26 protein-coding genes are annotated in these 26,430 nt (G+C 70.2%); 11 read left to right on the forward strand and 15 right to left on the reverse strand.

The window, feature by feature from the left end:
- The first annotated feature begins 18 nt into the window (after positions 1–18).
- Positions 19–810, forward strand: coding sequence for a VOC family protein (locus AB0I18_RS03350; RefSeq protein ID WP_363103651.1), 792 nt, complete (start codon positions 19–21; stop codon positions 808–810).
- On the opposite strand, the gene AB0I18_RS03355 is transcribed toward AB0I18_RS03350, so the two are convergent.
- Together AB0I18_RS03355 and AB0I18_RS03360 are read right to left on the reverse strand one after the other, a co-directional pair.
- Positions 807–1,532: a hypothetical protein gene (locus tag AB0I18_RS03355; protein WP_363103652.1), complete on the reverse strand. Its 726-nt coding sequence runs from the start codon at positions 1,530–1,532 to the stop codon at positions 807–809. The two genes, AB0I18_RS03350 and AB0I18_RS03355, sit on opposite strands and share 4 nt — an antisense overlap.
- A 210-nt stretch (positions 1,533–1,742) precedes the next feature.
- A complete protein-coding gene (locus AB0I18_RS03360; RefSeq protein WP_363103653.1) occupies positions 1,743–3,038 on the reverse strand; it encodes a PucR family transcriptional regulator in 1,296 nt (431 codons plus the stop codon).
- A 115-nt stretch (positions 3,039–3,153) separates the two neighbouring features.
- Between AB0I18_RS03360 and AB0I18_RS03365 the strand changes: the two genes are divergently transcribed.
- The 3 genes from AB0I18_RS03365 (at position 3,154) to AB0I18_RS03375 (ending at position 5,838) form a co-directional block, all read left to right on the forward strand.
- Complete coding sequence (locus AB0I18_RS03365) at positions 3,154–3,612, forward strand: nucleoside deaminase (protein WP_363103710.1); 459 nt, start codon at positions 3,154–3,156, stop codon at positions 3,610–3,612.
- On the forward strand, positions 3,593–4,588 hold the full coding sequence (locus tag AB0I18_RS03370) for a 2-oxoglutarate and iron-dependent oxygenase domain-containing protein (RefSeq protein WP_363103654.1): 996 nt from the start codon (positions 3,593–3,595) through the stop codon (positions 4,586–4,588). The genes AB0I18_RS03365 and AB0I18_RS03370 overlap by 20 nt, the downstream gene beginning before the upstream one ends.
- A gap of 146 nt (positions 4,589–4,734) precedes the next feature.
- Entirely contained in the window at positions 4,735–5,838 is a 1,104-nt protein-coding gene (locus AB0I18_RS03375; RefSeq protein ID WP_363103655.1) for a hypothetical protein, read from the forward strand.
- A gap of 32 nt (positions 5,839–5,870) precedes the next feature.
- Here the strand turns inward: AB0I18_RS03375 and AB0I18_RS03380 are convergent, their stop codons facing one another.
- From AB0I18_RS03380 to hemL, 9 genes are all read right to left on the reverse strand, one after another.
- Positions 5,871–6,824 (reverse strand): CU044_5270 family protein, encoded by a 954-nt coding sequence (locus AB0I18_RS03380; protein WP_363103656.1) that lies wholly within the window; start codon positions 6,822–6,824, stop codon positions 5,871–5,873.
- Positions 6,821–7,426: an RNA polymerase sigma factor gene (locus tag AB0I18_RS03385; RefSeq protein ID WP_363103657.1), complete on the reverse strand. Its 606-nt coding sequence runs from the start codon at positions 7,424–7,426 to the stop codon at positions 6,821–6,823. The genes AB0I18_RS03380 and AB0I18_RS03385 overlap by 4 nt, the downstream gene beginning before the upstream one ends.
- A 123-nt stretch (positions 7,427–7,549) precedes the next feature.
- Positions 7,550–8,653 (reverse strand): c-type cytochrome biogenesis protein CcsB, encoded by a 1,104-nt coding sequence (gene ccsB / locus AB0I18_RS03390; protein ID WP_363103658.1) that lies wholly within the window; start codon positions 8,651–8,653, stop codon positions 7,550–7,552.
- Positions 8,650–10,566 (reverse strand): cytochrome c biogenesis protein ResB, encoded by a 1,917-nt coding sequence (locus AB0I18_RS03395; RefSeq protein ID WP_363103659.1) that lies wholly within the window; start codon positions 10,564–10,566, stop codon positions 8,650–8,652. The genes ccsB and AB0I18_RS03395 overlap by 4 nt, the downstream gene beginning before the upstream one ends.
- 3 nt (positions 10,567–10,569) lie before the next feature.
- Positions 10,570–11,331, reverse strand: a complete 762-nt coding sequence (locus AB0I18_RS03400) for a cytochrome c biogenesis protein CcdA (RefSeq protein ID WP_363103660.1) — start codon at positions 11,329–11,331, stop codon at positions 10,570–10,572.
- A 6-nt stretch (positions 11,332–11,337) separates the two neighbouring features.
- Positions 11,338–12,003, reverse strand: a complete 666-nt coding sequence (locus AB0I18_RS03405) for a TlpA disulfide reductase family protein (protein WP_363103661.1) — start codon at positions 12,001–12,003, stop codon at positions 11,338–11,340.
- 113 nt (positions 12,004–12,116) lie between these two features.
- Entirely contained in the window at positions 12,117–13,391 is a 1,275-nt protein-coding gene (locus tag AB0I18_RS03410) for a hypothetical protein (protein ID WP_363103662.1), read from the reverse strand.
- A 267-nt stretch (positions 13,392–13,658) separates the two neighbouring features.
- Positions 13,659–14,333, reverse strand: a complete 675-nt coding sequence (locus tag AB0I18_RS03415) for a histidine phosphatase family protein (protein ID WP_363103663.1) — start codon at positions 14,331–14,333, stop codon at positions 13,659–13,661.
- Positions 14,330–15,694 (reverse strand): glutamate-1-semialdehyde 2,1-aminomutase, encoded by a 1,365-nt coding sequence (gene hemL, locus AB0I18_RS03420; protein ID WP_363103664.1) that lies wholly within the window; start codon positions 15,692–15,694, stop codon positions 14,330–14,332. Before hemL ends, AB0I18_RS03415 begins: the two co-directional genes overlap by 4 nt.
- 394 nt (positions 15,695–16,088) lie before the next feature.
- On the opposite strand from hemL, the gene AB0I18_RS03425 reads away from it, so the two are divergent.
- Entirely contained in the window at positions 16,089–16,748 is a 660-nt protein-coding gene (locus tag AB0I18_RS03425; protein ID WP_269246928.1) for a hypothetical protein, read from the forward strand.
- Between the two features lie 68 nt (positions 16,749–16,816).
- Here the strand turns inward: AB0I18_RS03425 and AB0I18_RS03430 are convergent, their stop codons facing one another.
- Positions 16,817–17,413: a TetR family transcriptional regulator gene (locus AB0I18_RS03430; protein ID WP_363103665.1), complete on the reverse strand. Its 597-nt coding sequence runs from the start codon at positions 17,411–17,413 to the stop codon at positions 16,817–16,819.
- A 195-nt stretch (positions 17,414–17,608) separates the two neighbouring features.
- On the opposite strand from AB0I18_RS03430, the gene AB0I18_RS03435 reads away from it, so the two are divergent.
- Positions 17,609–17,986 carry a limonene-1,2-epoxide hydrolase family protein gene (locus AB0I18_RS03435; RefSeq protein ID WP_363103666.1) on the forward strand — a complete coding sequence of 126 codons (378 nt, stop codon included), beginning with the start codon at positions 17,609–17,611 and terminating at the stop codon, positions 17,984–17,986.
- Positions 17,987–18,093: 107 nt separating this feature from the next.
- On the opposite strand, the gene AB0I18_RS03440 is transcribed toward AB0I18_RS03435, so the two are convergent.
- Both AB0I18_RS03440 and AB0I18_RS03445 read right to left on the reverse strand, forming a co-directional pair.
- Complete coding sequence (locus tag AB0I18_RS03440; RefSeq protein ID WP_363103667.1) at positions 18,094–19,068, reverse strand: Lrp/AsnC family transcriptional regulator; 975 nt, start codon at positions 19,066–19,068, stop codon at positions 18,094–18,096.
- Positions 19,069–19,258: 190 nt separating this feature from the next.
- Positions 19,259–20,926, reverse strand: a complete 1,668-nt coding sequence (locus AB0I18_RS03445) for an MFS transporter (RefSeq protein ID WP_363103668.1) — start codon at positions 20,924–20,926, stop codon at positions 19,259–19,261.
- Between the two features lie 366 nt (positions 20,927–21,292).
- Here AB0I18_RS03445 and AB0I18_RS03450 point away from each other — a divergent pair, with 366 nt between their 5' ends.
- Genes AB0I18_RS03450 through AB0I18_RS03465 form a run of 4 tightly spaced genes read left to right on the forward strand, consistent with a single transcriptional unit; the run spans position 21,293 to position 24,219 of the window.
- A complete protein-coding gene (locus AB0I18_RS03450; protein WP_363103669.1) occupies positions 21,293–21,595 on the forward strand; it encodes a DUF1330 domain-containing protein in 303 nt (100 codons plus the stop codon).
- Positions 21,596–21,630: 35 nt separating this feature from the next.
- Complete coding sequence (locus tag AB0I18_RS03455) at positions 21,631–21,822, forward strand: ferredoxin (protein ID WP_363103670.1); 192 nt, start codon at positions 21,631–21,633, stop codon at positions 21,820–21,822.
- A complete protein-coding gene (locus tag AB0I18_RS03460; RefSeq protein WP_363103671.1) occupies positions 21,819–22,973 on the forward strand; it encodes an FAD/NAD(P)-binding oxidoreductase in 1,155 nt (384 codons plus the stop codon). The genes AB0I18_RS03455 and AB0I18_RS03460 overlap by 4 nt, the downstream gene beginning before the upstream one ends.
- A gap of 58 nt (positions 22,974–23,031) precedes the next feature.
- Positions 23,032–24,219 carry a cytochrome P450 gene (locus AB0I18_RS03465; protein ID WP_363103672.1) on the forward strand — a complete coding sequence of 396 codons (1,188 nt, stop codon included), beginning with the start codon at positions 23,032–23,034 and terminating at the stop codon, positions 24,217–24,219.
- A 102-nt stretch (positions 24,220–24,321) separates the two neighbouring features.
- Here AB0I18_RS03465 and AB0I18_RS03470 read toward each other — a convergent pair whose 3' ends face one another.
- Positions 24,322–25,353, reverse strand: a complete 1,032-nt coding sequence (locus AB0I18_RS03470) for an AraC family transcriptional regulator (protein WP_363103673.1) — start codon at positions 25,351–25,353, stop codon at positions 24,322–24,324.
- A gap of 143 nt (positions 25,354–25,496) precedes the next feature.
- Here AB0I18_RS03470 and AB0I18_RS03475 point away from each other — a divergent pair, with 143 nt between their 5' ends.
- Entirely contained in the window at positions 25,497–26,330 is an 834-nt protein-coding gene (locus AB0I18_RS03475) for an NAD(P)H-binding protein (RefSeq protein WP_363103674.1), read from the forward strand.
- Positions 26,331–26,430 lie beyond the last annotated feature (100 nt).

The raw sequence follows: 26,430 nt of genomic DNA on the forward strand, positions 1-26,430 counted from the left end.
CCCACCAGGGAGCCCGCGATGAGTTACGTCACCAGCATTCAGCCGGACGGCACCCCCACCTGGATCGACCTCCGTGTGCCCGACCGCGAGCGCGCGATGGAGTTCTACGGTGCGCTCTTCGGCTGGGAGTACGACTCGGAGGCGGCCGGGGCCCGCCCCGGCACCGATCCCGGCCTCGACCTGGGCACCATGTGCCTGCTGCGCGGTCGGCCGGTCGCGGCGATCGTGCAGGACCCGGCCGCCAAGGGCATCGGCTGGACCATGTACTTCGCCACCGCGGACTGCGACGGCACCGCCAAGCGCGTCGCCGACGCGGGCGGCACCCTGCTCACGGCTCCGACGGATGTCGGGGACGCGGGGAGCCAAGGCCGCATGGCCGTCGCGCAGGACCCGGTCGGTGCCCGTTTCGGTCTCTGGGAGGGACGTGCGCGTCTCGGCTGCGAGGTCGTGAACGAGCCCGACTCACTCGTCCGGAACGACCTGGTCACCCCGGACCCCGAACCCGCCCGGGCCTTCTACGCGTCCGTGTTCGACTACACCCTGGACCTCAACGAGACCCTCCCGGACGCCGACTTCACCTTCCTGCGCCGGAAGGACGGCCACGAGATCGGCGGCATCTTCGGCCTCCGGGCCGCACCCTCGTCCGGCTGGGCGACCACGTTCGAGGTCGCCGACACGGACGCGGTCGTCGGCCGGGCCCTCGCGGCGGGCGGCACCGCCGGCGCCCCGGAGGACTCCCCCTACGGGCGCATCGCCACGATCACCGACCCGTTCGGCGCCGAGTTCTCGGTCATCACCAGGGCTGCTTAGGACGGCCGAGGCATACGCCAGTACTGGCGGCCGCCCTCGTCCCGCACGACCACTCCGAGTCTCAGCAGCTCCGCACGCAGCTCCCGGGCGTCCGAGGCGTCGTCCTCCTTCTTCAGGGTCTCCGCGCGAGCCCTCAGCAGGGCGTTCGCCCCCTTGGGCAGGCCGGGGGTCCCCGGAACCCAGCGCCGGAACTCGTCCCGGTGGGGGTCCTCGTCCGCCCAGCGGTAGCCGTGTCCGGCGAAGGCCTCGGCGAGGCGTCGCCAGGGGAGGTCACAGCGCTCCCGCGCGATCTCCATGGCGTCCGGGGCGAGCAGGACGAGCTGCTTGCCGTCCCGGCACGCCAGGGCGATCTCGTCGCGCCGGAACTCCTGGTCCTCGTCCCTGATGGTGAGGACCAGGCGGTCGTCGGAGACACGGACCGTCAGCGACTCGTGCAGCGCGATGAACCCGAGCAGCAGGCCCGCGAGCGCGCCCACGCCGATCGCTCCGATGGTCTGGCCCGGCTCGGGGATCGAGGTCAGCAGCTTGGCCGGACCCTTCAGCGGTGCCCACTCCAGAGTCACCAGCCAGTCCGCGAGAAGCGTGACCAACCAGCCGGCCACGGCTCCGCCCCCGACGCACAAGAGCATGATGGCCCGGGCCGATTCCGCGAGCACGGTGACTTTGTCCGGCTGCCGATCCGACTGTCGGTCCGACTTCTTGCCCATGTCCACGCTGGCCACCCGTCCCCCTGTCCCACTGTCCCGCTGTCCGCTGTCCCGCTTCCACGGGCCGCTCTTCCGTCCGGCCCGGTCGGCCCGGTCCGCGTGGTCACCAGTCTGGAGAGCAGGGGGTGCTCAGTCGTCAGCCGATGGTCTACAGCCTCTCAACTTTGGTCGTCCGCGCGCCGGTTCTCTTCCCCGACGCCCCCCTCAAGCCCCTCTCCCCCTACCTCAGGCCACGGTCCGCAATCCGCTCATCCCCGCCGCCCCCATCCCCCGTACCACCCGATGCGCGCACGTCGCCGCCAGCAGTTCGCCCAGCAGGTCCGGGTCGTCGATCTCCAGGCCGAGCAGGGACTCGATGCGTTCCAGGCGCTGGTAGAGGGACTGGCGGCCGATGTGGAGGAGGGCGGCCGTGCGGGTCGGCGAGCAGCCGTGGCGGAGGTGGGTCTCCAGGGTGCGGACCAGGTCCGAGGGGTGGGCCGCCTCCCAGGAGAGGAGAGGGCCGAGGGTGTGCTCGACCAGGTGGGAGAGGCGGTCGCGGTTGGCGTCGACACCGCCCCTGGTGAGTTCGCGTTCCAGGGCGAGGGCGCGGGACGACGTCACGAGAGGGCCCTCGGCGGGGCACGGAGTGGCCGGTGGGACGGTGAGGGCCAGTTCCAGGGTCGTACGGGCCGTGCGCAGGGTGTCGCTCCAGCGGAGCCAGCCCGCGCCGGCCGGGACCGGCTGGCCGAGGGCCACGGTCAGAGCCGGTTCGGCGGCGGCACGGAACGCCTCCTGCAGCGCCCGTACGGGATCTCGTACGGCGTCCCGTACGGAATCCCGCGGGCCCGCGCCGTCCGCCTCGGGCAGGGCCAGCAGGGCCAGTACGTCCCCGGGGAAGCCCGCCCGCAGTACCCCGGCCCCGCCGACGGCCCGGGCCGTCCGGTCGATCGCGCCCGCCGCCGCGTGCTGCGGGCCGTGCACCGACACCCCGACCAGCCGCGATCCGGGCGCCGGGCGGAAGCCCGCCAGGGCCGCCCGTGCCTCCACCTCCGGCTGGTTGAGCGCCTGGCGGTCGGCGAGGTCGGCGAGGAGGGCGGCCGTGTGGTCGGCGCCCCAGGGCCGTGCCGTGCGGCCCGACATGCTCCGGGCCACGATCGCCCGGTTCGCCGCCTCGGTGATGCGTACGAAGGGGACCACCCGGCACAGGGCGACCAGCGGGAGGCCCAGGCCGCGGGCCTCGTCCGTGACCTCGTCCGGCATGTGCGGCAGCGAGCGGCCCACCTCGACGGCCAGGGCGGCCGCGCCACGGGCGGCCAGTTCGCGGACGTAGCGGCGGCGGGACGCGGCGTCCGCGTCGGCCAGGCCGAAGCCGTTCGTCAGGAGGAGCTCGCCGCCGTCGAGGAAGTTCGCGCCCTCGTAGACCTCGCTGGAGTGCACCCAGCGGACCGGCCGGTCCAGCGCGTCCTCGCCCGCCAGCAGCACGGGCTCGGCGGAACGGACGGAGTCGAGGGCCAGGATCTCGCGGAGGGTGAGTGCGGGCATACGAGCCTCCTGGCGGGTCGAGACCGACAGTTCGTCCGGCTGCGGGCTGCCGGAAGAGTACTTTCCGCACGTTGCCCTGGTGTTTCGGCCACAGGAGAGTGGGGCCATGAGCGGAATGGAGCGCATCGATCAGGCAGAGGCCCGCGGCTGGCTCGCGACCGCCGTCGAGGAGGCCAGGGCCGGGCTCGCCGAGGGCGGCATCCCCATCGGCGCCGCGCTGTACGGGGCGGACGGCACGCTGCTCGGACGCGGTCACAACCGCCGCGTCCAGGACGACGACCCCTCCATGCACGCGGAGACGGCCGCCTTCCGGAACGCGGGACGGCAGCGCACGTACCGCGGGACGACGATGGTGACCACCCTCTCGCCCTGCTGGTACTGCAGCGGTCTTGTCAGGCAGTTCGGGATCTCCCGGGTCGTCGTCGGAGAGACCGAGACCTTCCACGGCGGGCACGACTGGCTGGCGGAGCACGGCGTCGAGATCGTGCTGCTCGACGATCCCGAGTGCGTGTCCCTGATGCGCGACTTCATCAAGAACCACCCGGCACTGTGGAATGAGGACATCGGTGAGTGAGTCCACCACCCCCCGTACCCCCCGCGTACCGACCGTCGACCTGAGGCCCTGGCTCTCCGGTAACCCGGCGGCCCGCAAGGAGATCGCCCGCACGGTCGACGAGGCCCTCCAGACGGCCGGGTTCCTGCTGGTGACGGGCCACGGGGTCGACCCCGAGTTGCGTACGGCGATCCGCGAGGCCGCCCGCTCCTTCTTCCGGCTGCCCGCCGAGGTGAAGCAGCCGTACACCGCCCAGGTCGGCGGCCGCGGCTGGCTCGGCCCGGGAGCGGAGGCCAACGGCTACTCGGAGGGTACGGAGACACCGCCGGACCTGAAGGAGTCGCTGACGTTCGCGACGCACGAGCCGTTCGACGACCCGGAGACCAACGCCGAGTGGTACGCGCCCAACATCTGGCCGGCCGAGACGCCCGAGCTCCGGAAGCTCTGCGAGGAGTACCTGGCCCGCATGGCGGACCTGGAGAACCATCTCCTCGCCCTCCTCGGCGAGGCCCTGGGCCTGGACCCGGACTTCTTCACCAAGCACATGGACCACCCGACCTACGGCTTCAACATCAACTGGTACCCGGGCACGGAGGTCATCGGCGAGCCGCAGCCCGGCCAGTTCCGCATCGGCCCGCACACCGACTTCGGCACGGTCACGATCCTCGACCGGCAGGCGGGCAAGGGCGGACTGCAGGTCTACACGGACGAGGGCGGCTGGGAGGACGCGCCCTTCGACCCGGCGGCGTTCACCATCAACATCGGTGACCTGATGGCCCGTTGGACGGGCGACCGCTGGCGCTCGGGCCGCCACCGCGTGCTGCCGCCGCCCTCGGACGCCCCCGCCGAGGAGCTGATGTCGCTGGTCTACTTCGGCGAGTGCACCCCGGGGACGCTCGTCGAGTCGGTCCCGGCACCGGTGGGCCGGGTCGCGTACCCGCCGGTCGACTCCCACACGTATCTGCGGGAGAAGCTGGACTCGATCACGGTGGGCTGAACAACGGAAGAAGTCCGTAACTCGACGGACATCAAGCGACGTAATCCGAACCAAGTCCCCCTTGTCGCACCGGTGTTGATAAACCTCACAGCAGCAGAGAGAAGCTGAAGCCAGAGACCGGCCGGACCGCGCCAGGAGGAGATGCCGTGCACGCAGGGCTGCGCGGAGGACTGCGCGGGCGCGGAGCGGTGTTCGACGCTGATCCGCCCGGCCTCGCTCCACGGCTCGTCGGGCTGCTCCCGTTCCAGCACGGGTCCAGTCCGTACGAGCACCCGAAGGAGCTGCCCTTCGTGGTGTTCGCGGGCGGTCGCGGCCTCGGCAAGAGCGCGCTGCTCGACGGACTCCGCGACGCCTACCGGGGCCGTACGCCGGTCGCGCTGATCGACTGCGAGGAGTCCCAGTTCGCCGGGCCGCTCATGGACGACCGGCCCCGCGAGGCCTGGTCGCCCGTGGCGCAGGCGCTGCTGACGATCGCCGAGCAGCTCGCCGAGCCGGTGACCGGCGCCGGGCGGGTTCCCTTCCCGCGGCTCGCGGCGGGGCTGCTGGCCGTCGCGGCGGGCGGCTGGAGCGACCGGGACGTGCCGGGCATCCGGCAGGAGACCGAGCGCATCCTGCTCCTGAACGGCACCGGGGCGCGGGTCGCCGGGTCCGCGGCCCGCTGGGTCGGCCGGGTGTCGGTGAGGCTGACCGCCGCGATGTCCGGTACCGGACCGGTGGCCGAGCCGATCATCGAGGCGGCCCTGGAGGCCTTCTCGGAGGGGGTCTCGCCCACGCACCGCCGGCTGCGGAAGGCGGCGTACTGGTACCGCGACTACCCGAACGCGGGCGGCAGTCCGAAGCTCGGCCTCATCCTGGTCTCCGGCCAGCTCAGGGCGGGCGGCGGCTCCCGCGCACACGCCGAGCACCATCTCGTACGGGCCCTGCTGGCCGATCTCGACGACGCGTACACCGGCGCCCTGCAACGCCCGCACCGGCTCGGGCGACCGGTCGTCCTCGTCGACAACGCGCACACCGCGCCGGGCAGCGCACTGGTCGGGTCGGTGCTGCGGCACCGGGCCGAGGGCATCGCCGACCGGGTGGCGTTCTTCGCGGGCCTGCGCGGCCAGGGCCATCCGGCGCTGCGCGACGCGGTGCGCCGGACGCTGCCCGAGGTGGCCCGGAGCAGCGGCTGGACGCCGGACACGTCCATCTCGTCCCGGGCACTCCTCGTACCGCTGTCGCCGCCGGCCCCGGACGACACCAGGAAGTAGGCCCGGGGTGAGGCGACAGGGTGAGGTTGAGGTCAGGGCCGCTGGCCGGCCTTGTCGACGACGGCCCGGCGCAGAACGGCGGTGTTGCTGGTGACCGTGCCCTTCTTCACGTCGGCGTAGTCCTCGGTGGCCACAGTGCGCTCGCCGAGGAATTCGTGGCTCTCCCTGTCGAAGATCCACTCGTCTCGGCTGGGGTTGTCGGGGTCTTCGCGGGCGATGGCGACACCGCGCCGTCCGGCGGCGTCCACCGCGTCCTCGATCACCGTCACCCCGGGGATCCTGGCGACCGCCCGGAAGAGCGCGGCGCTCTGCTCCGGGGGCACGATCGACTGCTTCAGCAGATCTCCGACCAGCACGAACATCGCCTGATAGGTCTCCTGGCCGCTGTACTTCGGGGCGGTCTTGTACAGGTAGTCGTACATCGCGTCGGGGTCGGTGGGCAGCGTCTTCACGTGGTTGTAGTTGGCGGAGACCTCCCAGCCGCGCTCGCCCGGCTTGACGTCGGGCTCGATGACGAAGGGCTTGCGGCCCACCTCCCGCACGAAGCCGTTGTGCAGCCCGTCCACCGACATCCAGACCTCCAGCCGGTGCAGCGGTTGGATGTCCGTGCTGACCTTGCTGCCGTCCGTCGTCGTCTGCGTGTACGACACCTTGCTGTCCACGTACACGAACTGGTCGTCGCGGATCTCGCCGTACGCGCCGCCCTCGTGCTCGGCCGCCAGCGCGATGTCCTCCAGGAGCGCGACGGTGGCGTTGCCCGTCGCCGGGGCGGTCGCGCGCACTCCGCCGCCGTCGGAGGACGTCGGCAGGACGACGAAGGTGACGGCGGCGGCCGTCGCCACGGCGGCCGCGGCGAGCGCGGGCCGCAGCCACGGGTTCCGCCTGCGGGCGGGTTCCTGCTCGGTGCGCCGGATCTCGGTCATCAGATGCTCCTTGAGGAGTCGGTGACGGCCCGGCGGAAGGTCTTTCTCGGGAAGCTGGTTCATCGGTTTCCCTCCTTCAGGGGCCCGACCGCGGTGATGCGGTCACCTCTCATCTGTCCGCCCCCGTGGGGTGGTTCCATATGTTTCGCGAGTTTCGTCCGCGCGCGGGAGAGCCGTGACCGCACGGTGCCGACGGGCACCCCGAGCGCCTCGGCGGCGGCCCGGTAGTCAAGACCGGACCACACGCACAGCGCCAGCACCTCCCGCTCGGCCCGCCGCAGCTTCGCCAACGCGGTCCGTACGACGGCCAGTTGCGCGGCGTCGTCGAGGCGGTCCGCGACCTCGTCGGCGAAGTCGCGCACCGTCTCGTCCCGGGGCAGCCGGGCGACCGCGGCGGCGTGTCTCCGGGTCGCGCGGCGCGTGTTGCGCGCGACGTTGGTGGCGATGCCGAGCAGCCAGGGCCGCACCGAGCCGCCCTCCTCGTCGAGCTTCTCGCGCAGCCGCCAGGCGTCCAGGAAGGTTAGCGAGACGACGTCCTCGGCCGCCGCCCACTCCCCCGTGAGCCGGTAGGCGTGGTTGTAGACGGAGCGTGCGTACGCGTCGAAGAGATCGGCGAAAGCGTCGTGGTCCCCCGCGCGGATGCGTCTTCGCAGATTCGTGTCCACGCCCTCTACCTGTCCGTACGACGAAGGCCGGTTCCCGTGACTCAGGTCACAGGGAACCGGCCTTCGCGGTCGTCGTGGCGGTCGGCCGTCGTGGCGGTCAGCCGTAGTGGTCTGCCGTCGCGGTCAGACTCCGGCGTAGGAGTGCTTGCCGGTGACGAAGATGTTCACTCCGTAGTAGTTGAACAGCCAGCAGGCGAAGGCGGCGAGGGCGATGTACGCGGCCTTGCGGCCCTTCCAGCCGGCCGTGGCGCGGGCGTGCAGGTAGCAGGCGTACGCGACCCAGGTGATGAAGGACCAGGTCTCCTTCGGGTCCCAGCCCCAGTAGCGGCCCCACGCGTCGCCCGCCCAGATGGCGCCCGCGATGATCGTGAACGTCCACAGCGGGAAGACGGCGGCGTTCACGCGGTACGAGAACTTGTCGAGGGACGCCGAGGCGGGCAGCCGCTCCATGACGGAGGTCGCGAAACGGCCCGGCCTGCCGCCGGTCGCCAGCTTGTTCTCGTACGAGTCCTTGAAGAGGTACAGGACCGTGCTCATGGCGCCCACGTAGAAGACGGCACCGCAGAAGATCGCCGTGGAGACGTGGATGTAGAGCCAGTACGAGTCGAGGGCGGGAACCAACTGGTCGCTGGCGGTGTACAAGACAGTGACGGCGAGACCGAGGTCGAGGAGGACCGTGGTGACCAGGGGGAGTCCGAGCCAGCGGACGTTCTTCTTCAGCGCGAGGAACGCGAGGTACACACCCACGGCGACGGTGGAGAAGGTGATGTTGAACTCGTACATGTTGCCCCACGGCGCCCGCTGCACCGACAGGGCGCGGGTGAGCACGCCGCCGAACTCGATCGCGAAGGCGAGCACGGTGAGGGACACGGCGATACGGCCGTAGAGGTCCCCCTGCTCGTCCCCGCCGTGCGCGCCGGGGCCGTCCGGCACGTCACGAGCGCCGGCGGCGGCCCGCGTGACGACCTTGGGCCGCTCCAGTACGGCGGTGCCGCCCGCCTTCTTCACGGTGACCGCGGGAGCCGCCGCCTTCTTGCCGTCCTCGGTGGCGGTGAGCGCGGCGGCCGTCCGGCTGACCTTGCTGCGGCTGCCGAAGGTCCATTCGGCGATGTACGCGAAGAAGGCCAGCGTGTAGACGGCCATCGCGGAGTAGATCAGCGTGTTGCTGAGGTTCGCGAGGTTTTCGTTGGTCGCGGCGGCGAGCTCGGTTGCGGCGGCGAGAGTCACTTCTCAGCCCCTTCGGCGGCAGGTACGGCGTGGGGTTCGGAGTCGGGAGTGGGGGTGGAGGAGGGGGTGGAGCCGGGCGAAGCCTTTGAGTCAGGAGCAGAGTCAGGGTCAGGAGCAGAGTCGGGGTCCGGAGCAGAGTCAGAGTCGGTGTCCGGGGCGTCGGGCGCGCCCGGAGCCGCGTCGTCGTACAGGAGCCCGGCCAGGGTGCCCAGTTCCTCCGGGACCTTCGCGGACTCGCTGCGGCCGAGGCCGGCCATCTCGACGACGGTGACACCGTCGGGGCCGGTCGTGGCACGCACCCACACGCGGCGGCGCTGGACGAAGAGGGAGGCGGCGAGACCGAAGATGGCGACTAGGGCTCCACCGAGCGCCCAGCCGCTGCCGGGCTGCTGGGTGACCTGGAAGCCGGCCCACTCCTTGATGTCCTTCTCGAAGGTGATCGAGCCCTCGCCGTTCGGGAGCTTCATGGTCTCGCCGGGCTTCAGGTTCTCCCTCAGCTGCTTGCCCTTGGTGTCCTTGAAGCCCTTCATGTGGGACTTGTCGAGCTGGTACACGCTCTGCGGAAGTCCCGAGTCGACGCCCAGGTCACCGTGGTAGGCCTCCAGGTTCAGCACCGGGTTCAGCAGCGCCGGGAACTGCGAGACCACCGCACTGCCGTCCCCTCCGTACGCCGGCAGGAAGAAGGCCTGGAAGCCGAGCTGCTCCCGCTTGCCCTTGGCGTCGCGGTAGCCGTCGAGGACCTTGATCGCGCCGGTGGAGGTGACGTTGGAGTCGAGCGGCAGCAGCGGCACGGCCTGGCTGAAGACGACGTCGCCCTTGCCGTCCCGGACGGTGACGACGGGCGCGTACCCGTGGCTGACGAGGTAGACCTTCGACCCGTCGACCTCCAGCGGGGTGTTGGGCTCGATGGCGGTCTTCTTCTCCTTGCCGTCGGCCCCTTCGCTGTAGGTGACGTCGGCCTTGTAGATGCGCGGGGTGCCCCTGCTGGGGCCCGACGGCTCGTACGTACCGATGAAGTTGTTCAGGGTGAAGCTGAACGGCTCCAGGTCGTCGGTGCTGAAGAGGTTGCCGGACTTGAAGTCGTCGTACTGCGTGAGGGTGTTGGCGAAGCCGTCGCCCTCGATGATCAGCTTGTTGCCCTCGGACTTGAAGAGCTGGCCCCAGGCGAAGGCGATCAGCATCACGATCAGCGCGATGTGGAAGGCGAGGTTGCCGACCTCGCGGAAGTAGCCCTTCTCGGCGGCGACGGCGTCCCCGGCCGTATGGGCACGGAAGCGGCGCTTCCTGAGAAGGGTGAGCGCGGCCTCGCGGACCTGCTCGGGCTCGGCCTCGGTGCGCCAGGTCGTGTACGCGGGCAGCCGGTTCAGCCGCTTCGGCGCGCCCGGCGGGCGGCCGCGGAGCTGGCCGACGAACTGCCAGGTGCGGGGCACGATGCAGCCGACGAGCGAGATGAACAGGAGGATGTAGATCGCCGAGAACCACACCGAGCTGTAGACGTGGAAGAGGCCGAGCTTCTCGTAGATCGGCCCGAGCGTGGTGTGGCGCTGCTGGAAGTCCTCGACCTTGGTCACGTCGGTCCCGGACTGCGGGATGAGCGAGCCGGGGATCGCGCCGAGCGACAGCAGGAAGAGCAGGATCAGCGCGACCCGCATGGAGGTCAGCTGCCGCCAGAACCAGCGGGCCCAGCCGAGGATCTCGCGGCCCGTCCAGGCGAGCCAGCCCGCGGCGCCGGGGGCGCGCGAACCGCCGAAGGAGCCGGGCACCGCCCGCTCCACGGGCGCGGTGGACAGCTGAGCCCCGGCCGCGCCGAGCTCACTCGCGTCCCGCGCCTCGGTGCTGTTCTCTTCCCTGCTGCTCTCTTCCCCGCTCTTCTCTTCCTTGGTCCGCACGTCAGTGTCCCGTGTCGTGCTCATGGATCAGACCCCTACCGTGAAGCCGTTGGACCAGCCCTGCATCTCCTGCACGATGCTGTCCCACGCACCGGTCAGCAGGAGCAGACCGGTCGCAATCATCATGCCGCCGCCGATACGCATCACCCACACGTAGTGGCGCTTGACCCAGCCGAAGGTACCGAGCGCCTTGCGGAAGGCGACCGCGGCGAAGACGAAGGGCACACCGAGGCCGAGGCAGTACGCGACCGTCAGTATGGCCCCGCGGCCCGCGCTCGCCTGGTCGGAGGAGAGCGCCAGCACGGAGGCGAGGGCCGGGCCGATGCAGGGTGTCCAGCCGATCCCGAAGAGCGCGCCGACGAGGGGGGCGCCGACGAGCCCGGCCGCCGGCCGCTTGTGGAGGCGGAATTCGCGCTGGGTGACCCAGGGCATCAGGCCCATGAAGAAGAGACCCATGAGGATCATGAGCCCGCCGAGCACCTTGGAGAGGGTGCTCTGGTATTCCTGCAGGGTCGAGCCGAAGTAGCCGAACAGCGCGCCGCCGGAGACGAACACGGCGGTGAAGCCGAGTACGAAGAGCGAGGCGCCGGCGAACATCCGTCCGCGCCGGGCCTCGGCCAGGTCGGTGCCGCTGATGCCGGTGACGTACGAGATGTAGCCGGGTACGAGCGGCAGGACACAGGGCGAGAAGAAGGAGACCAGACCGCCGAGCATGGCGATCGGGATGGCGAGTATCAGGGCCCCGTTGAGGACGGTCTGATTCAGATCGGTGGCTGCGGCGAGGAGCACGTCAGGTCACTTCTCCGCGAGGATCGGCTTGAGCATCTTGCGGAGCTTCTCCTCGCTGAGTGCCGACAGCGAGCGTGCCGCGACCTTCCCGTCCCGGTCGAGGACGAGCGTGGAGGGGATGGTCTGCGGGTTGAGCGTGCCCTTCTTGAAGCGGAGCATCAGCCGGCCCGTCGGGTCGTACAGACTCGGGTACGTGACCCCGTACGACTTCTCGAAGGCCACCGCGGGACCGGTGTTGGTGTCGCGGGTGTTGATGCCGACGAACTGCACGCCCTGGTCCTTGACGTCGGCGTCGACCTTGACGAAGTTCTTCGCCTCCAGGCGGCACGGCCCGCACCAGGAGCCCCAGACGTTCAGGACGACGATCTTGCCCTTGTAGTCGGCGACGTCGAGCTGCTTGCCGTCGATGGTCTCGCCCGACAGTTCGGGGGCCGGAATCCGGTCGGCCTTCGCGACCGTGGCGATGCCGTCGGTGCCGGTGACGAACCCGGTGCCGCCGCCTCCCCCTTTGGTTCCCCCGGACCCGCAGGCGGACAGGAGCAGTGCCGCGACGGCGGCCCCGCTGGTCAGCAGGACTGCGCGGCCCCGGGTTCGGTTCGGGCTCTGAGGCGTGCGGCGGTCAGGCTGAGGGGTCCGATTCGAGCGCTGGTGGGCGCGGCTGGCGGCACTCATGTGAAAAGTTTCGCATGTCCGTTCCGGGGATCTTGCGCACCCCCCTTGCGGGCGCAAACCCGCATTTCAGGCGGCGTTTCGGACCGCGTCCCCGACACCGTTCCCGGCGGCCGTCAGGCGGCCTGTCCCGAGCCCTTCGCGGAACCGCTGCCCGAGTTCGGGGCGACCTCGCCGAGGAACTCTTTCCAGCCACCCACCGGCTCCTGCCCCACGCCCAGCGACCGAAGCTTGTCGAGGACAGCCGGGTCCTGCACGTCCAGCCAGTCCACGAACTGGCGGAACGACACCAGCCGTACGTCCTTCTTGCCGGCCATGTGCTTCAGCGCACCCTCGACGGCGTCCATGTAGATGCCGCCGTTCCACTCCTCGAAGTGGTTACCGATGAAGAAGGGCGCGCGATTCGTCTCGTACGTGCGGTTGAAGCCCGCGATGTACGCCTCGGTCGCCTGCTTGCGCCAGGCCGGGTAGTTGGCGGGCGGCGCCTTGGTGGAGTTGACCGACTGGTTGGCGAGGATGTTGTAGTCCATCGAGAGGACCTCGAAGGTGTGGCCGGGGAACGGGATCGCCTGGAGCGGGAGGTCCCAGAGGCCGCCGTTCTTGCCGGGCCAGATCTGGAGGCCGCCGGGCGAGGACGCGTCGTAGCGCCAGCCGAGCTCGCGGGCGGTGGGCAGCAGGTTGCTCTGGCCCTTCAGGCAGGGGGTGCGGCCGCCGACGAGTTCCTTGTCGTAGTCGAAGGGCAGCGCGGGCACGTCTGCCTCGGTCCAGCCCGTGTGCGTACGCCACTCCTTGACGAAGGACTTCGCCTGGGCGATCTCGCTCTTCCACTGCGCGGGCGTCCAGTTCTCGACCGAGCCGGAGCCGCCGCAGAAGTGACCGTTGAAATGCGTGCCGATCTCGTGGCCGTCGAGCCAGGCCTGCCGCACGTGTCCCAGCGTCGACTTGATGTGCGGGTCCGTCAGATATCCGATGTCGGAGGCGCCCGGCGCATTGTTCGGCGGAAGGTACTTGCGCTTTTTCGACTCGGGCAGCAGATAGATCCCGGAGAGAAAGAACGTCATACGCGCGTCGTGCTCTTCGCCGAGTTTCAGAAACCGCTCGAAGAGGCCGTTGCCCACATCCCCCGCACCGTCCCATGAGAAGACCACGAACTGCGGCGGGGTCTCGCCGGGCTGGAGCGGCACGGGCTTGCCGGGCTGCTTGGGCTGCTTGCCGGTGAAGGAGGTGGAGCCGTCACCCAGGGGCCGGGCGGGGCGAGCGGTGCTGCCGTTTCCGGAACCGCCCCCGGTCTCGGGACCATTCCCCAACGCGGTGCCACAACCGGTGAGTCCGACAGCCGCCGCGGCACCGACGCCGAGTCCCAGCATTCCCCTTCGACTGATGTCGCGCATTCCAACCCCATTCGTCGCGCCCTGTCCCCGTGCCTGATGCACATCGGATTAGAGGGCGCGACGAACGTGGGGGTTCCACACAACTCGCGCATATTTCGGTGACTTTACGAGGATGAACCCGTAACACCCAGAACGGAACCGAACCACCCGGAATGCCGTCTACATAGGGCTACAGGCGAGCCCCGCAAGGGGCTCGCCTTAGGGGCGCGGGGAACTGCGCGCCCAGCCCCCACCGGGCGGCACATCGAACGCAACCTAAAGCCAGCCCTACGCCCCGAAAGCCTTGCCGCCACCCTTGACCGGCTTAGCCCCTGCAAGGAGATGCACCGGCACAAGATCCCGCGCCGGCTCGCTGTACCCCACGGACACGATCTTGTCGCCCTGGTACGTGAACGTCGTCAGAGACGCAAGCGTGCACTGCCGCTTCCGCGGGTCGTGCCACAACCGCCGCCGCTCCACGAAGGACCGAAGAATCCAGATCGGCAGCTGATGACTGACGCACACGGCCTCATGCCCCCGCGCGGCGGCCTTCGCCGCATCCACCGCGCCCATCATCCGTACGACCTGCTCCACGTACGGCTCGCCCCAGGACGGCTTGAAGGGGTTGACGAGGTGCTTCCAGTTCTCGGGCCTGCGCAGCGCGCCGTCGCCGACCCCGAAGGTCTTGCCCTGGAAGACGTTCTCGGCCTCGATCAGCCGGGCGTCGGTCGTGAGGTCGAGGCCGTGCGCCGCGGCGATCGGGGTGGCCGTCTCGCGCGCCCGCTCCAGCGGCGAGGAGACGACATGCGTGATGTCCCGGGAGGCGAGGTGCTCGGCGACCCGCTCGGCCATCCGCTCGCCGAGCTCGGACAGGTGGTAGCCGGGCAGCCGCCCGTACAGAACCCCGTCCGGGTTGGCGACCTCTCCGTGCCTCATCACGTGTACGACGGTGATGTCACTCATGCTGCCGTGGCCTCCGCTGCTGCCCGCGCCGCCGCCGGAAGGGCGTCGGCGATCCGCTGTACCGCCCGCTCGTCGTGCGCCGTCGAGACGAACCAGGATTCGAACGACGACGGCGGCAGGTAGACGCCCTGCGCCAGCATCGAGTGGAAGAACGCGGTGAAGCGGTACGACTCCTGCGTCTTCGCGTCCTCGTAATTACGTACGTCCCTGTCGGTGAAGAAGACGGAGAACATGTTGGACGCGTTCTGCAGCCGGTGCGCCACACCTTCCTTGGTGAGGGCGTCACCAACGAGCGTACGGATCTGCTCGGACACCGCGTCGACCTTCGCGTACGCGGCGTCGTCGAGCAGTCGCAGCTGCGCGATCCCGGCGGCGGTCGCGACGGGGTTCCCGGACAGGGTGCCGGCCTGGTAGACGGGCCCGGCGGGCGCGAGGCGCGCCATCACATCCCGCCGCCCACCGAAGGCGGCGGCCGGGAAGCCCCCGCCCATGACCTTGCCGAAGGTCATGAGGTCGGGCTCGACCCCGTCGATCCCGTACCAGCCGGCCTTGCTCGTGCGGAAGCCGGTCATCACCTCGTCGGAGATGAACAGGGCGCCGTTCGCGGCGCAGGCGTCCTTGAGCCCCTGGTTGAAGCCGGGACCCGGCGGCACGACGCCCATGTTGCCGGGCGAGGCCTCCGTGATCACACAGGCGATCTCACCGGGGTGGGCGCTGAAAGCCGCGTGCACGGCATCGAGGTCGTTGTACGGCAGGACGATGGTGTCGCCCGCCTGGGCCCCGGTGACGCCGGGGGTGTCGGGCAGCGCGAAGGTGGCGACCCCGCTGCCCGCGGCGGCCAGCAGCGCGTCGACGTGCCCGTGGTAGCAGCCGGCGAACTTGATCACCTTGGCGCGCCCGGTGAATCCGCGCGCGAGACGGATGGCGGACATGGTCGCCTCGGTGCCGCTGGACACCAGACGGACCTGCTCGACGGGCTCGACCCGGGCGACGATCTCCTCGGCGAGCACGACCTCGCCCTCCCCCGGCGTACCGAAGGAGGTACCGCGGGACACGGCCGCCTGGACCGCCTCGATCACCTCGGGCCGGGAATGGCCGAGGATCATCGGTCCCCAGGAACAGACGAGATCCACATACTCCCTCCCGTCGGCGTCCGTCAGGTATGGACCGTTACCGGACACCATGAACCGGGGCGTACCGCCCACCGCGCGGAAGGCGCGGACGGGAGAGTTCACGCCGCCGGGGGTCACGGCCGCCGCACGGTCGAAGAGGGTCTGGGAGACCGGCGCCTCGTAGGGGTACGGCACGGCCTCCCCCGCCCGGGGCGACGTGCCGCTGGAGTTGTTGTTCGCCTCTGCCATGCCTCTCAGCGTACGGCCCGGCGCACGCCGCTCCGGCCCGCCCCGGACGCCGAAGCAAGGTCGTTCCGGGCTCCGGCGGCCATGGTTCGGCCCCGCCTGCGGGGCGGCCCCGGAATGGTCCGACTTGAGCTTCGACCGCCGGGTATACCCTGCTGCCACACGGTACTTTCACGCCGCTGCCCCCTCTTCGCTGGTCACGGCGGGAACGAACTACCTAGACTCCCTGAAGGTGCCGTTCCCGGGGGTGGTTGACCCACAGGGGCGGGCCTGGCCTCAGCGATGGACAAGTGTTTTAGCGCACGTTTCGGCGGGCGGCCGCGGGGGAGGTCACTGTCACGATGATCGGGTTGCGTGGCGGGGGTCGCGCGCCTTGGAAAAGCAGTCGGGTGGAGATATGCATCGCGGTGGCGGACTGGGCGAGGGGACCGATGACCTCGGTCCTCGGCGTGCCCGGCGGGGGAAGCACCGGCGCGAGGCGGAAGCGGCCGAGGCACGTCAGACACAGGGATCGCAGGGCGAGCCTGAGCGGATCGACCCCTCGGCGCGTATGGATGGTATGGACTACACGGACCGCGGGGCAGACCAGCTCAGGCCAGGAAGCGGGAATGGTGGCCGGGTGGGGGTGACGTACAAATACTTCGGGGCCCCGGACGGCGCGACCGCCGCTCGCGTCCCGATCTCCATGCGACCCGAGGAACTCGGCGGCGACGAGCTCGGCATGAACGGCATGTTCACGAAGATCAAGCCGGAGACGATGGCCGCGATGGTCCTCACCGGCATCGAGGGCATACCTCTGCACAAGGTGCCCCCACTGGAACTCGTGGTCCTCCACCCCGACTACGCCGTCGTCAAGCTCCCCATGACCGTCGTCGACCCCCTCCGCGGCATCGGCGAGGAAGCCGTCGGCGCGGCGGCCTTCATCTGGTCGACGGTCCCGGACCGCGGGGGCCCGCGCGACGCGTTCAACGTGTACCAACTGCTGCACGAGTGGCAGGACTTCAGCCACCGGCTGCATGAGGCGGGGCATCAGCCTTATTGCCTTGTGTGGCCGTGAGCCGGGATTTCACTGACAGCGGGCGAGGTCTTCCGACCTCGCCCTTTTTCAGTGCCGGAGAGGGTCCGTCAGGACTCGGAAGCCGAGCTGGGGAGGCTCGTGGTGTCGGGGCGCGCCTGGTGCAGGCAGTACTTCAACCGCTTCAGGTAGTCGTCGAAGGGCTCGTCCGGGGTCCATGCCTCATAGGCGGTGGTTTGTGCCGCCAGGGCCAGGTTGAGGTGCAGTGCCGCCGTGAGGGAGTCGGCTTCGGGGGCGCGGGAGGTCATCCAGTCGCGCAGGTCGTCGGAGAACTGTCCACCGACGACGTCCCAGCTCGACTTCGCCAGGGCCGGGGACTGGGCCTTCAGCCGTAGTTGCATCGGCAGTCGGTCGCCGAGGAGTTCGTTGAAGCCGACCAGGATCGCGGTCAGTGCTTCCCACAGGGGTTCGTCGGTGGGGCGGGCCGCCATGATCGCCCGCCAGTGGTCGCGTTCCTCGGGGTCCTGGTCGAAGACGACGGCCTCCTTGCCGGCGAAGTAGTTGAAGAACGTGCTGCGGGAGACGCCGACGGCGGTGGCGATCTCCTCGACGCTGACCGCCTCGAACCCGCGCTCGTCGAACATCTGGAGCGCGGCGGACCGGATGGCGCGCCAGGCCGCCAGCTTCTTCTGTTCACGCAGGTTCATCGCTCATCCTCCCGCCCGGAGTCTACACAGCTGGACTCAGTCCACATAGTTGCACTCAGTCCAAAGTTCTGTATGTTGGGGACACGACGCGGATACGGCCCTCCGGATGACCTGGCCGCCGCTGTCGCAAACCCATCGCCCTCCCCGGCCGTGCTCAAACAGTGCTGTCGGCACCCAGAAAAGTGAGCCAAGCGAATGCCGAACCCCGACGCGATCGTCCGTGCGTTCATCGAGGAGTGGAACGTTCCCGCCCCCGACCCGGACCAGCTCAGCAAGCACTTCGCGGAAGACGCCGTCTACCACAACATCCCGCTGGAACCCATCGTCGGCCGCACCGCCATCCGCGACGCCTTCGCGGACTGGCTGCCCAACTTCGATTCCACCGTCTGGGAGATCCACCACCAGGCCGCGTCCGGCAACGTGGTCCTGAACGAACGCACCGACACGTACCACTCCGGCGAACGTGTGACCCCGGCCCGGGTCATGGGCGTCTTCGAGGTCACCGACGGCCTCATCACCGCCTGGCGCGACTACTTCGACTCCGCCGACATCCCCCTGATCCTCGGCCAGTAGAGCCCGACCGAGTCCGCGTAGTACGGATCCCGGGCGGCCGACGCCTCCGCCGCCCGGGATCCGCCGCGTTCCGCTACTCGCCCCCGAGGCGTCGGGACGGCAGACGGTCAGCGGTTCGGTTCGTAGGTGAGTTGTTTGACCTTGCGCAGCGTCAGGGCGGTCTCCACGGTCTGCACACCGTCGAGGACTCCGATCTTCTCGCTCAGGTACGTGTAGAGCTCGCCCGTACTGGAGCCGGCGACTGAGGCGACGAGGTTGGCCTGGCCGGTGACGGCGGCGGCGAAGCGGACCTCGGGGTGTGCTGCCAGCGCCCGTCCGACGGCATCGAGCGCGGAGGGGGTGACGGTGAGCCAGAGCATCGCGCCGACGCCGAGGCCGAGAGATTCGCTGTCGTGCTGCACGTCGCAGTAGAGGACACCCGTGGAGAGCAGGTGCTCCACGCGCCGCTTGACCGCGGACTCCGGCTGGCCGGTGCTGTTCCGCAGTTCGCTGAAGGTGGCTCGTCCGTCGCGCCGCAGCACGGCGAGCAGTGCTTCGTCGGCTCCGTCGAGGGAGACGGCAGCGGCCGCCGGCTCGACGCGCGCAGGACGCAGTGCTGCCTCCTGGTCGGGATCGAGGGCCTGGGTCTTGTCGAGCCAGCCGAGTGGGCCGCCGAAGAAGGAGCGCAGCATGCAGTGGGCACTGACCGAGATCACCCTGGGCGTGCGCTGCAGGCGGTCGAAGAGCAGTTCGTCGCGCTCCTGCGGGCTGCGCGGCTTCATGGCGCACAACACCTCGGTGCCGCCGGAGATCAGATAGACGTAGGAGCTGTCGGAGCGCCGGGCCAGTGCCGCCGCGAGCTGTTCGGCCACGTCGGGGGTGCAGCGCAGCCGGACGATCCAGGTCTGCCGGCCGAGCAGGCTCTCGTCGGTCATGCCGACCACCCTCAGCCCGGCGGTGGTGCGCAGCTTGCGGAAGCGACGGGCGATGGTCTGGTCGGACACTCCGAGGACCTCGGCGATACGGCTGAACGGCGCGCGCCCGTCGGCCTGGAGGGCGTGCAGCAGCTTCAGGTCGAGGGCGTCGAGGGAAGGGGGCTCCACCGGTGGTCTCCTGCTGCGAGAAGGTGCTGCTCACGTTATGTCGTACTGCGGCGCCCATGGCCCGGGACCGGGGGGAGTTGGTCCCGGGCCACGCTCCGGCGCCGTACCCGTCTCCGCGGATGGCGCCCCTACCGGTCCGGCGGTCACCTGCCCGGTTGTCCGGTCCTGTACGTATGTGCAGCCGTTGGTGTCAGCCTTCCTGGTGGTTGCCCTGCAGGACGGGCGCCCCGGGGCCCTGAGGCTGTGCCGCTGCCCGACAGGTCGCGGCGGGGTTTCCGGCGGCGTGACGGCCGTTGGCGGCACTGTCGCCAACGGTGGCCGGAGGAGCCGGGTGCTGCGGGCGGCGCAGCAGGAGCACCCCGACGACGGCGGCCAGCAGAGCAAGGACGGCGGAGACGAACAGGCACAGCCGGAGTCCGTCGACGAATGCCTCGGACACGGCGCCCAGGACACGGGGCGCGTCGGCGCCGAAGTCAGTGCCGCCGACGGCGCTCAGCCCGCCGGTGTCCGCGACCGCGGTGACGTGCCGGACCGTTGCCTGGGTCAGACCTGCGTCGGTGAGGTGGCCGGGCAGGGCGTCCACGGCCTTGGTGGACAGCAGGGCGCCGAGGATGGCGGGGCCGAGCGCGGCGCCGACCTGGCGGAAGGCGTTGTTGCCGGCCGCGGCCATGCCGGCCTGGTGTCGCGGTACCGAGCTGACCGCGGTGGCGGTCATCGGAGTGATGACGAAGGCCATGCCCAGGCCGAGCAGGGCCAGCCGCCAGGCCAGGGAGCCGAACGAGGTGTCGGTGTCGATCGTGGTGAGCGACAGCAACGCACCCGCGGAGACCAGCAGGCCGCCGGGGATCAGAACGCGCGGGGAGACCCGGTGCACCAGACGCCCGACGGGCGCGCCGAGCAGCAGCGGCATCATGGAGACCATCAGCAGCCGCCGGCCCGATTCCAGGGTGGAGAGCTGCTGCACCATGCCGAAGTAGAGGCTGAGGGCGAAGAAGAACCCGATCAGTCCGAGGAAGCTGATCATGGCGATGAGGGTGGTGGCCGTGAAGGCCGGGCTGCGGAACAGCGTCAGGTCCAGCATCGGACTGCTGCTGCGCCGCTCCACCAGGACGAACGCGACCGCGCTGACCGCGGCGGTGGCCAGGGCCACCATCACCTTCGCGTCCGTGAAGGAGGCGACGCCGCCTTCGATGATCCCGTACACCAATGCGGTGATCGCCAGTGCCGCGGTGATCTGGCCCGGCCAGTCCAGTCGGCGTGCGCCCGGGGCGCGGGAGTCGGCCGGTAGTTTCGCCGCGCATGCCATCGCGAGCAGCGAGGCGGGGATGGGCAGGAGGTAGATCCAGCGCCACGCGACGTGGTCGAGGATCACTCCGGCGATGAGGGGGCCGAGGGCCAGCGCCGCCGTGAGCGACGTGGCCCACAGTCCGATGAACTTGCCGCGTTCACGCGGGTCGGGGACCACGTGGCTGATCAGCGCCAGTGTCGTGGGCAGCAGCGCGGCCGAGCCGAGCCCGGTCAGCGCCTGGCCGGCCCACACGACCTCGATCGACTGTGCGCACAGCGCGACCAGGGCGCCAAGCCCGCTCAGCCCCAGGCCCGCCTGGAACACCTTCTTGCGGCCGTGGACATCACCGAAGACGCCCGCGGTCAGGATCAGGGCGGCCATGGGCAGCACGAACGCGACCGACACCCAGGAAAGCTGCGAGGTCGATGTGTCCAGCGCCCGCTGGATGGCGGGCAGACTCGCCGAGACGGTGGTCACCGGCAGATAGGCGACGAACACACCGACACAGGCCATGACGAGCGTGGCCGCCCGCCGCTCCTGTGGCGCGTTCGCCGTTGTCGTGACGTTCACAGAACTCTCCCTTACAGCGCCGGGCGCTGCGGTCGGCTGACTTCCGCCGCCACCTTCCGACCTGCCGGGAGGCTGAAGCCAGCCACGGCTTCGATTTTCCCGAGAATCCGACATCGGAGCGCCTCATAAAGAGAAAGTTCGACACCGAGGTCGACGTGCCCACAATTCAGTTCGTTCGGTCAAGGGCGATAATCATCACACCCTCCCGCGGGCCATAAGCACGGCTTTACCGGTGATACGTTTGGCAGCGAAACAACCGTTCTCCCGTTGAGATTCGGCCAAGGATCCGGGCACGGAAACCACCACTCGCAATACCCGCTTCGGCACCTCCATGCCCGCACACCTACAAAAGAAATGGACTCTGACATGAGCGCGTTCGTACTGTTCGAGAGCAAGAAAGTCATAGACGCCGAAAAGCTCAAGGAATACACGACACTGGCGCCTGCGGTCGTCGCCAAATTCGGCGGTACGTACCGAGTGATTGCAGGAAACCCGTTCAGGATCGAGGGTGACTGGAATCCCGACTATCTGGTGATGCTCGAGTTCCCTTCGGTCGCGCAGGCCAAGGCCTGGTACGACTCTCCCGAGTACGCGCCGCTGTTGCAGATGCGTCTGGACAGCTGTGACTCCACCGGCGTGATCATCGAGGCGCTTCCGGCTGCCGTCTGAGAGCCCGACCAACCCTTTCTGAGCGAGGAGAAAGAATGAAGCTGGACGCCGACCGTGCTCGCTGCGAGGGACACGGCCTGTGTGAGGACGTCGCCCCGGAGGTGTTCGAGCTCGATGACGACGCCGTTGTCGTCCTGCTGCACGAGGAAGTCCCCGAGGAGTTGGAGCGGAAGGCGGAGGCCGGGGCGCGGGTGTGCCCGGTCGCCGCGTTGCGGGTGACGGCGTGAGTCCGCGCACTGTCGTTGTCGTGGGCGGTTCCATCGCCGCTCTCACCGCCGCGGAGACCCTCCGGCTGGAGGGCTTCGACGGCAGCATCGTCCTTCTGGGCGACGAAGACCGTCCGCCCTACACGCGCGTGCCCCTGTCGAAGGAGGTGCTGGCCGGCCGCCGACCGGTGAGCGACCTGGCCCTGCCCGCGCCGTCCGCCGATGTCGACGTACGGCTGCGGACCGCGGCCACAGGGCTCGATGTCGTAGCCAGGCGGATCTTCACCTCGCACGGCGAGGTGCCCTACGACGGCCTGGTCATCGCCACGGGTGCCCGTGCGCGCACGATCGGCGCACCGGAGCAGAAGGAGCACGTTCTGCGCTCGTACCAGGACGGTTCCAGACTGCGCGGCGACCTGGCCACAGCCCGCTCGGTGCTGGTGGTCGGTGGGGGCTTCCTGGGCACGGAAATCGCCTCCACCTGCCGTGAACTGGGCAAGGAGGTCACCCTCGTCGACCAGAATCCCGTGCTGGAGCGGTTATTGGGGCCGACGCTGGCGGGTTTCGTCCGTAGCGCGGCCGTACGAGCCGGTGTCCGCCTCATCACCGCACCCGGCGGCGTCCGGCTGCTGGGCACGCCCACGCCCAGTGCCGTCGAACTCGCCGACGGCCGACGCCTGGAGGCGGACCTGGTCGTGTCCGCGGCCGGTGACGTCCCGAACGTCGAATGGCTCACCGGCTCCGGTGTCCTCCTGCGCGGCGGGGTCGTCGTCGACGAACGATGCCGGGTGCGCCCGGAGGTCGTGGCCGCCGGGGACGTGGCCGCCTTCCCCACGGGAAACGGTGCGTCGACCAGGGTCCCGTCCTGGACCAACGCCATCGAGCAGGCCCGGGCCGCCGCCCGCGCGCTGCTGCACGGCGATCGGGCACCGGTGTACCACCGGGCGCAGTACTTCTGGACCGAGCAGTTCGGCCTCGACATCAAACTGGCCGGTTCGCTGCCTCCCCTCGGGCCGCCCGTTGTCCTCGACGGCGGTCTCGATCAGGGATCCGCGCTGCTGGCCTGGCCGGATGCGACGGCTCCCCGCCAGATCGCGGCCGTCAACCACGCCACGCCACCGGCCAGGTTGAAGCGCCTGGTGCGCGGGCCGCACCTCGCCAGGACCGCTTGAGCGTCTCAAGCCCATCAGACATGTCTCAAGCCCATCAGACATTCGGAGACAGCCAAACATGACCCCCACCCAAGTCCCTTCCCTGGACCTGGACATGTTCACCGACCGGCAACTGCTCGACCCCTACCCCGCATACGCCCGGCTGCGGGCCGCGGGCCCGGCGGTCCGCCTCACCGCCCACCAGGTGTGGGCCGTGTCCGCCTACGACCACGTCAGGGAGGTGCTGTCCGACCACGACACGTTCTCCTCCGCACCCAACCCCGGCATGGAACCCGACCGGCCCGACATGCCCAGGGGCGGAGTCCTGGGCAGCGACCAGCCCGACCACACCCGGCTGCGCGCGATCGTCTCGCAACAGCTGTCCCCCCGCGCACTGCGCGGCCTGCGTACGGGCATCGAGGACCGGGCCCGTCAGTACGTCGCCGGCCTCGTCCGACGCGACACCGTCGACGTGGTCACCGACCTCGCGCGCCCCTTTCCCCTGGAGATCGTCGCCGACCTGATCGGCCTGCCACCGGAAGGCCGGGAGAACCTGCTCACGCTCGCCAACGCCGCCACCAACTCCTTCGGGCCGGCCAACCGCCGCACCCTCGACGGCCTGCCTCGCATCGCCGAGATCTACTCCTACATCGGCACCGCGATGAGCCGGGACAGCATCGCCCCCGGCAGCTGGGGCGCCGCCCTCTACGAGGCCGTGGACGACGGCCGGATCTCGGAGCGCGACGGGATCGAGACACTGCGCACCTACGTGGTCGCGGGCTTCGACACCACCATCCACACCGTCGGCAGCGCCCTCTGGCTGCTCGCCACCCACCCGGACGCCTGGCAGGCGCTGCGCGCCGATCCCACGCTCGCCCGCCCCGTGATGGAGGAAACGCTCCGCCTGGAGACACCGCCCGGGTTCATGGCCCGCGCCGCCACCCGCGACGTCGACTTCCACGGCGTCCCACTCGCCCAAGGTGACCGGGTGCTCGCCATGCTGGCATCCGCCAACCGCGACGAAACCCATTACCCCGCCCCGGACACGTTCGACATCCACCGCAACCCCACCGACCACCTGGCCTTCGGCTACGGCGTCCACGGCTGCGGCGGACAGGGCCTGGCCCGCATGGAAGTGACCGCCATCCTCACCGCCCTCGCCGAACAGGTCGAACGCATCGAGCTGTCCGGCGAACCGGAACGTCTCCTCAACAACACGATGCGCGGATTCGTCCACCTGCCCGTGAACTTCGTTCCCGCGGCATGAACGAACAGCCGGCCGCCGTGCCGACGAAGGATCCGCATGGCGGCGGGTCATCGAGACCGCCGGCCTTCCCGGGCTGTCCCGGCTCTGAAGGTCTGTTGGGGTCTACTGCGGTCCACTCGCCGGCTGGCCTCCGGTAGCCCCTGCGGCTCCGGGAATGTCCGCTCCCGCCTCGCGCGTGCGGTACGGCGTGCGGTACTCGCTAGGGCTGATGCCGTGTTCCCTCTTGAACGCGGCGCTCAGGGCGAAGGCGTTGGCGAATCCGACGCGGGTCGCGATCGCGGCGAGGGTGGTGTCGGGCTCGCGGAGCAGGTCGGCGGCGAGGGCGAGGCGGCGTTCCCGCAAGTAGGTCATCGGGGGCCGGCCGACGAGGGCGGTGAAGCGGCGGGCCAGGTTCGCCCGGGACACACCGGTTTTGGCCGCCAGGGCGGGCAGGGTCCATGAGTAGGCGGGGTTGGCCTGCAGCAGGCGCAGGGCGGGCCCGGCCACCGGGTCGCTGTGGGCCCGGTACCAGGCGGGGACGTGGGCGCCGGGGCGGGTGAGCCAGGCGCGCAGGGCGGTGATGAGCATCAGGTCCAGCGTCCGGTCCAGCAGGACCTGCCGGCCGGGTTCCTCGCGGGTGATCTCCTCGAACGCCGTCACGCTGACCGGGCAGCTGCCCAGGTCCGCCCCGATGACGGCCAGCGGTGGCAGCGCCGCCAGCAGCCGGCCCGGCACGCCGTTGTCCACGGTGTAGAGGCCGCTCAGCAGCACCGTGCTGTCCGGCCCGGCGGCGTCCCAGGCGTCCGCGCCCGGAACCCGCACGGCGACCGGTTCGTCGCTGCCCACGGCCGTGCAGCGGCCTCCGGCGCGGAGCACCACCTCCGGCTCGGTGGCCGGGTCGTCCGCGAGCACGTACGGCGAGCCCCCGCACAGCACCGCGACGTCACCGGGCGCGAGCCGCACGGGGTCGCGGCCCTCGGGGAGCACCCAGGCCGAGCCGCGCAGGAGCACCGCCAGCGACAGCGGCGAGCCGTCCTCCAGGCGGGCCGCCCAGGAGCCGGAGAGGGACGACTGGTGGAAGATCGCACCACTGGTCCGTACGCCGTTCAGGAGGTCCGTCAGCGGATCCGTGCCGGTCAGATCGAGGGGATCCATGCCGGGCAGCGTAGACGAACGGGCAGGTGTGGGTACGTGTGCGAGTGCGCGGACGAATGAGTTGTGAGTGCGTGGACGAATGAGTATGGACGTGAGTCCGACTGGTATGGGCGGGGTCGGCGGCGGCTGGTTCTGTTGATGCCATGAGCGACGAGATGATCCTGGTCACCGGTGCTACGGGCAAGACCGGCCGCCGTGTGGTGCGGCTGCTTCATGAGCGGGGCGCGGCGGTCCGTGCGGCGTCCCGGTCCGGTACGCCGTCCTTCGACTGGGCGGACCGCTCCACCTGGGAGCGGGCGCTGCAAGGCGTGACGGCGATGTACCTGGTCGCCCCGGACCTCGGCGGCCCGCAGGCCACGCAGGACATCACCGCTCTCGCCCGGCAGGCCGCGGCGGCCGGGGTCCGGCGCGCGGTACTGCTGTCCGTGCCCGACGGCGGCACCGGCCACGAGCCCGTCCTGGCCGCGGAGCGGTCGCTGGGCGAGGCGGGCCTGGAGTGGACCGTGCTGCGGCCGCGCTGGTTCTCGCAGAACTTCAGCGAGGACTTCCTGCTCGACCCCGTCATGAGCGGCGAGGTACGGCTGCCGGCCGGGGACGGCAAAGAGGCGTTCGTCGACGCCGAGGACATCGCCGAGGTGGCCGTCGCCGCGCTCACCGAGGACGGGCACGACGGTTGGTGCTACGAACTCAGCGGGCCCCGGCTGATGAGCTTCGGGGACGCCGTCGCGGAGATCGCCCAGGCCGTCGGCCGCGACATCGGGTACGTACCGCTGACCGTCGAGGCGTACATGGACGAGCAGCGCGCGCACGGGGTGCCCGAGGAGTGGGTCCAGCTGTCGGCCGGCCTCTACGACTACGTCCGCTCCGGCGGCCTGGCCTCCCTCAGCGACGGCGTGCAGCGCGCCCTCGGCCGGCCGCCGCGGGACTTCTCCGACTACGCCAAGGCCACCACCGCACAGGGTGTCTGGAACATCTGACACCCATTCAACCAACCCATTCAACTGTCTGACGCCTACCTGACCTTCCGGGCAGGGGAGCTCCGCAAGGACCTCCCCTGCCCGGATTTTTTGTCCATAC

The organism is Streptomyces sp. NPDC050704, from assembly GCF_040654355.1.
Classification (GTDB): Bacteria; Actinomycetota; Actinomycetes; order Streptomycetales; family Streptomycetaceae; genus Streptomyces.

Coding starts and splice junctions, on each gene's coding strand:
- AB0I18_RS03465 (WP_363103672.1), top strand. CDS start 23,032: ATGACCCCCACCCAAGTCCCTTCCCTGGACCTGGACATGTTCACCGAC.
- AB0I18_RS03455 (WP_363103670.1), top strand. CDS start 21,631: ATGAAGCTGGACGCCGACCGTGCTCGCTGCGAGGGACACGGCCTGTGT.
- AB0I18_RS03405 (WP_363103661.1), bottom strand. CDS start 12,003: ATGAGTGCCGCCAGCCGCGCCCACCAGCGCTCGAATCGGACCCCTCAG.
- AB0I18_RS03425 (WP_269246928.1), top strand. CDS start 16,089: ATGCATCGCGGTGGCGGACTGGGCGAGGGGACCGATGACCTCGGTCCT.
- AB0I18_RS03475 (WP_363103674.1), top strand. CDS start 25,497: ATGAGCGACGAGATGATCCTGGTCACCGGTGCTACGGGCAAGACCGGC.
- AB0I18_RS03350 (WP_363103651.1), top strand. CDS start 19: ATGAGTTACGTCACCAGCATTCAGCCGGACGGCACCCCCACCTGGATC.
- AB0I18_RS03395 (WP_363103659.1), bottom strand. CDS start 10,566: ATGAGCACGACACGGGACACTGACGTGCGGACCAAGGAAGAGAAGAGC.
- AB0I18_RS03370 (WP_363103654.1), top strand. CDS start 3,593: ATGAGGACATCGGTGAGTGAGTCCACCACCCCCCGTACCCCCCGCGTA.
- AB0I18_RS03360 (WP_363103653.1), bottom strand. CDS start 3,038: ATGCCCGCACTCACCCTCCGCGAGATCCTGGCCCTCGACTCCGTCCGT.
- hemL (WP_363103664.1), bottom strand. CDS start 15,694: ATGGCAGAGGCGAACAACAACTCCAGCGGCACGTCGCCCCGGGCGGGG.
- AB0I18_RS03470 (WP_363103673.1), bottom strand. CDS start 25,353: ATGGATCCCCTCGATCTGACCGGCACGGATCCGCTGACGGACCTCCTG.
- AB0I18_RS03435 (WP_363103666.1), top strand. CDS start 17,609: ATGCCGAACCCCGACGCGATCGTCCGTGCGTTCATCGAGGAGTGGAAC.
- AB0I18_RS03415 (WP_363103663.1), bottom strand. CDS start 14,333: ATGAGTGACATCACCGTCGTACACGTGATGAGGCACGGAGAGGTCGCC.
- AB0I18_RS03380 (WP_363103656.1), bottom strand. CDS start 6,824: ATGAACCAGCTTCCCGAGAAAGACCTTCCGCCGGGCCGTCACCGACTC.
- AB0I18_RS03450 (WP_363103669.1), top strand. CDS start 21,293: ATGAGCGCGTTCGTACTGTTCGAGAGCAAGAAAGTCATAGACGCCGAA.
- AB0I18_RS03430 (WP_363103665.1), bottom strand. CDS start 17,413: ATGAACCTGCGTGAACAGAAGAAGCTGGCGGCCTGGCGCGCCATCCGG.
- AB0I18_RS03365 (WP_363103710.1), top strand. CDS start 3,154: ATGGAGCGCATCGATCAGGCAGAGGCCCGCGGCTGGCTCGCGACCGCC.
- AB0I18_RS03410 (WP_363103662.1), bottom strand. CDS start 13,391: ATGCGCGACATCAGTCGAAGGGGAATGCTGGGACTCGGCGTCGGTGCC.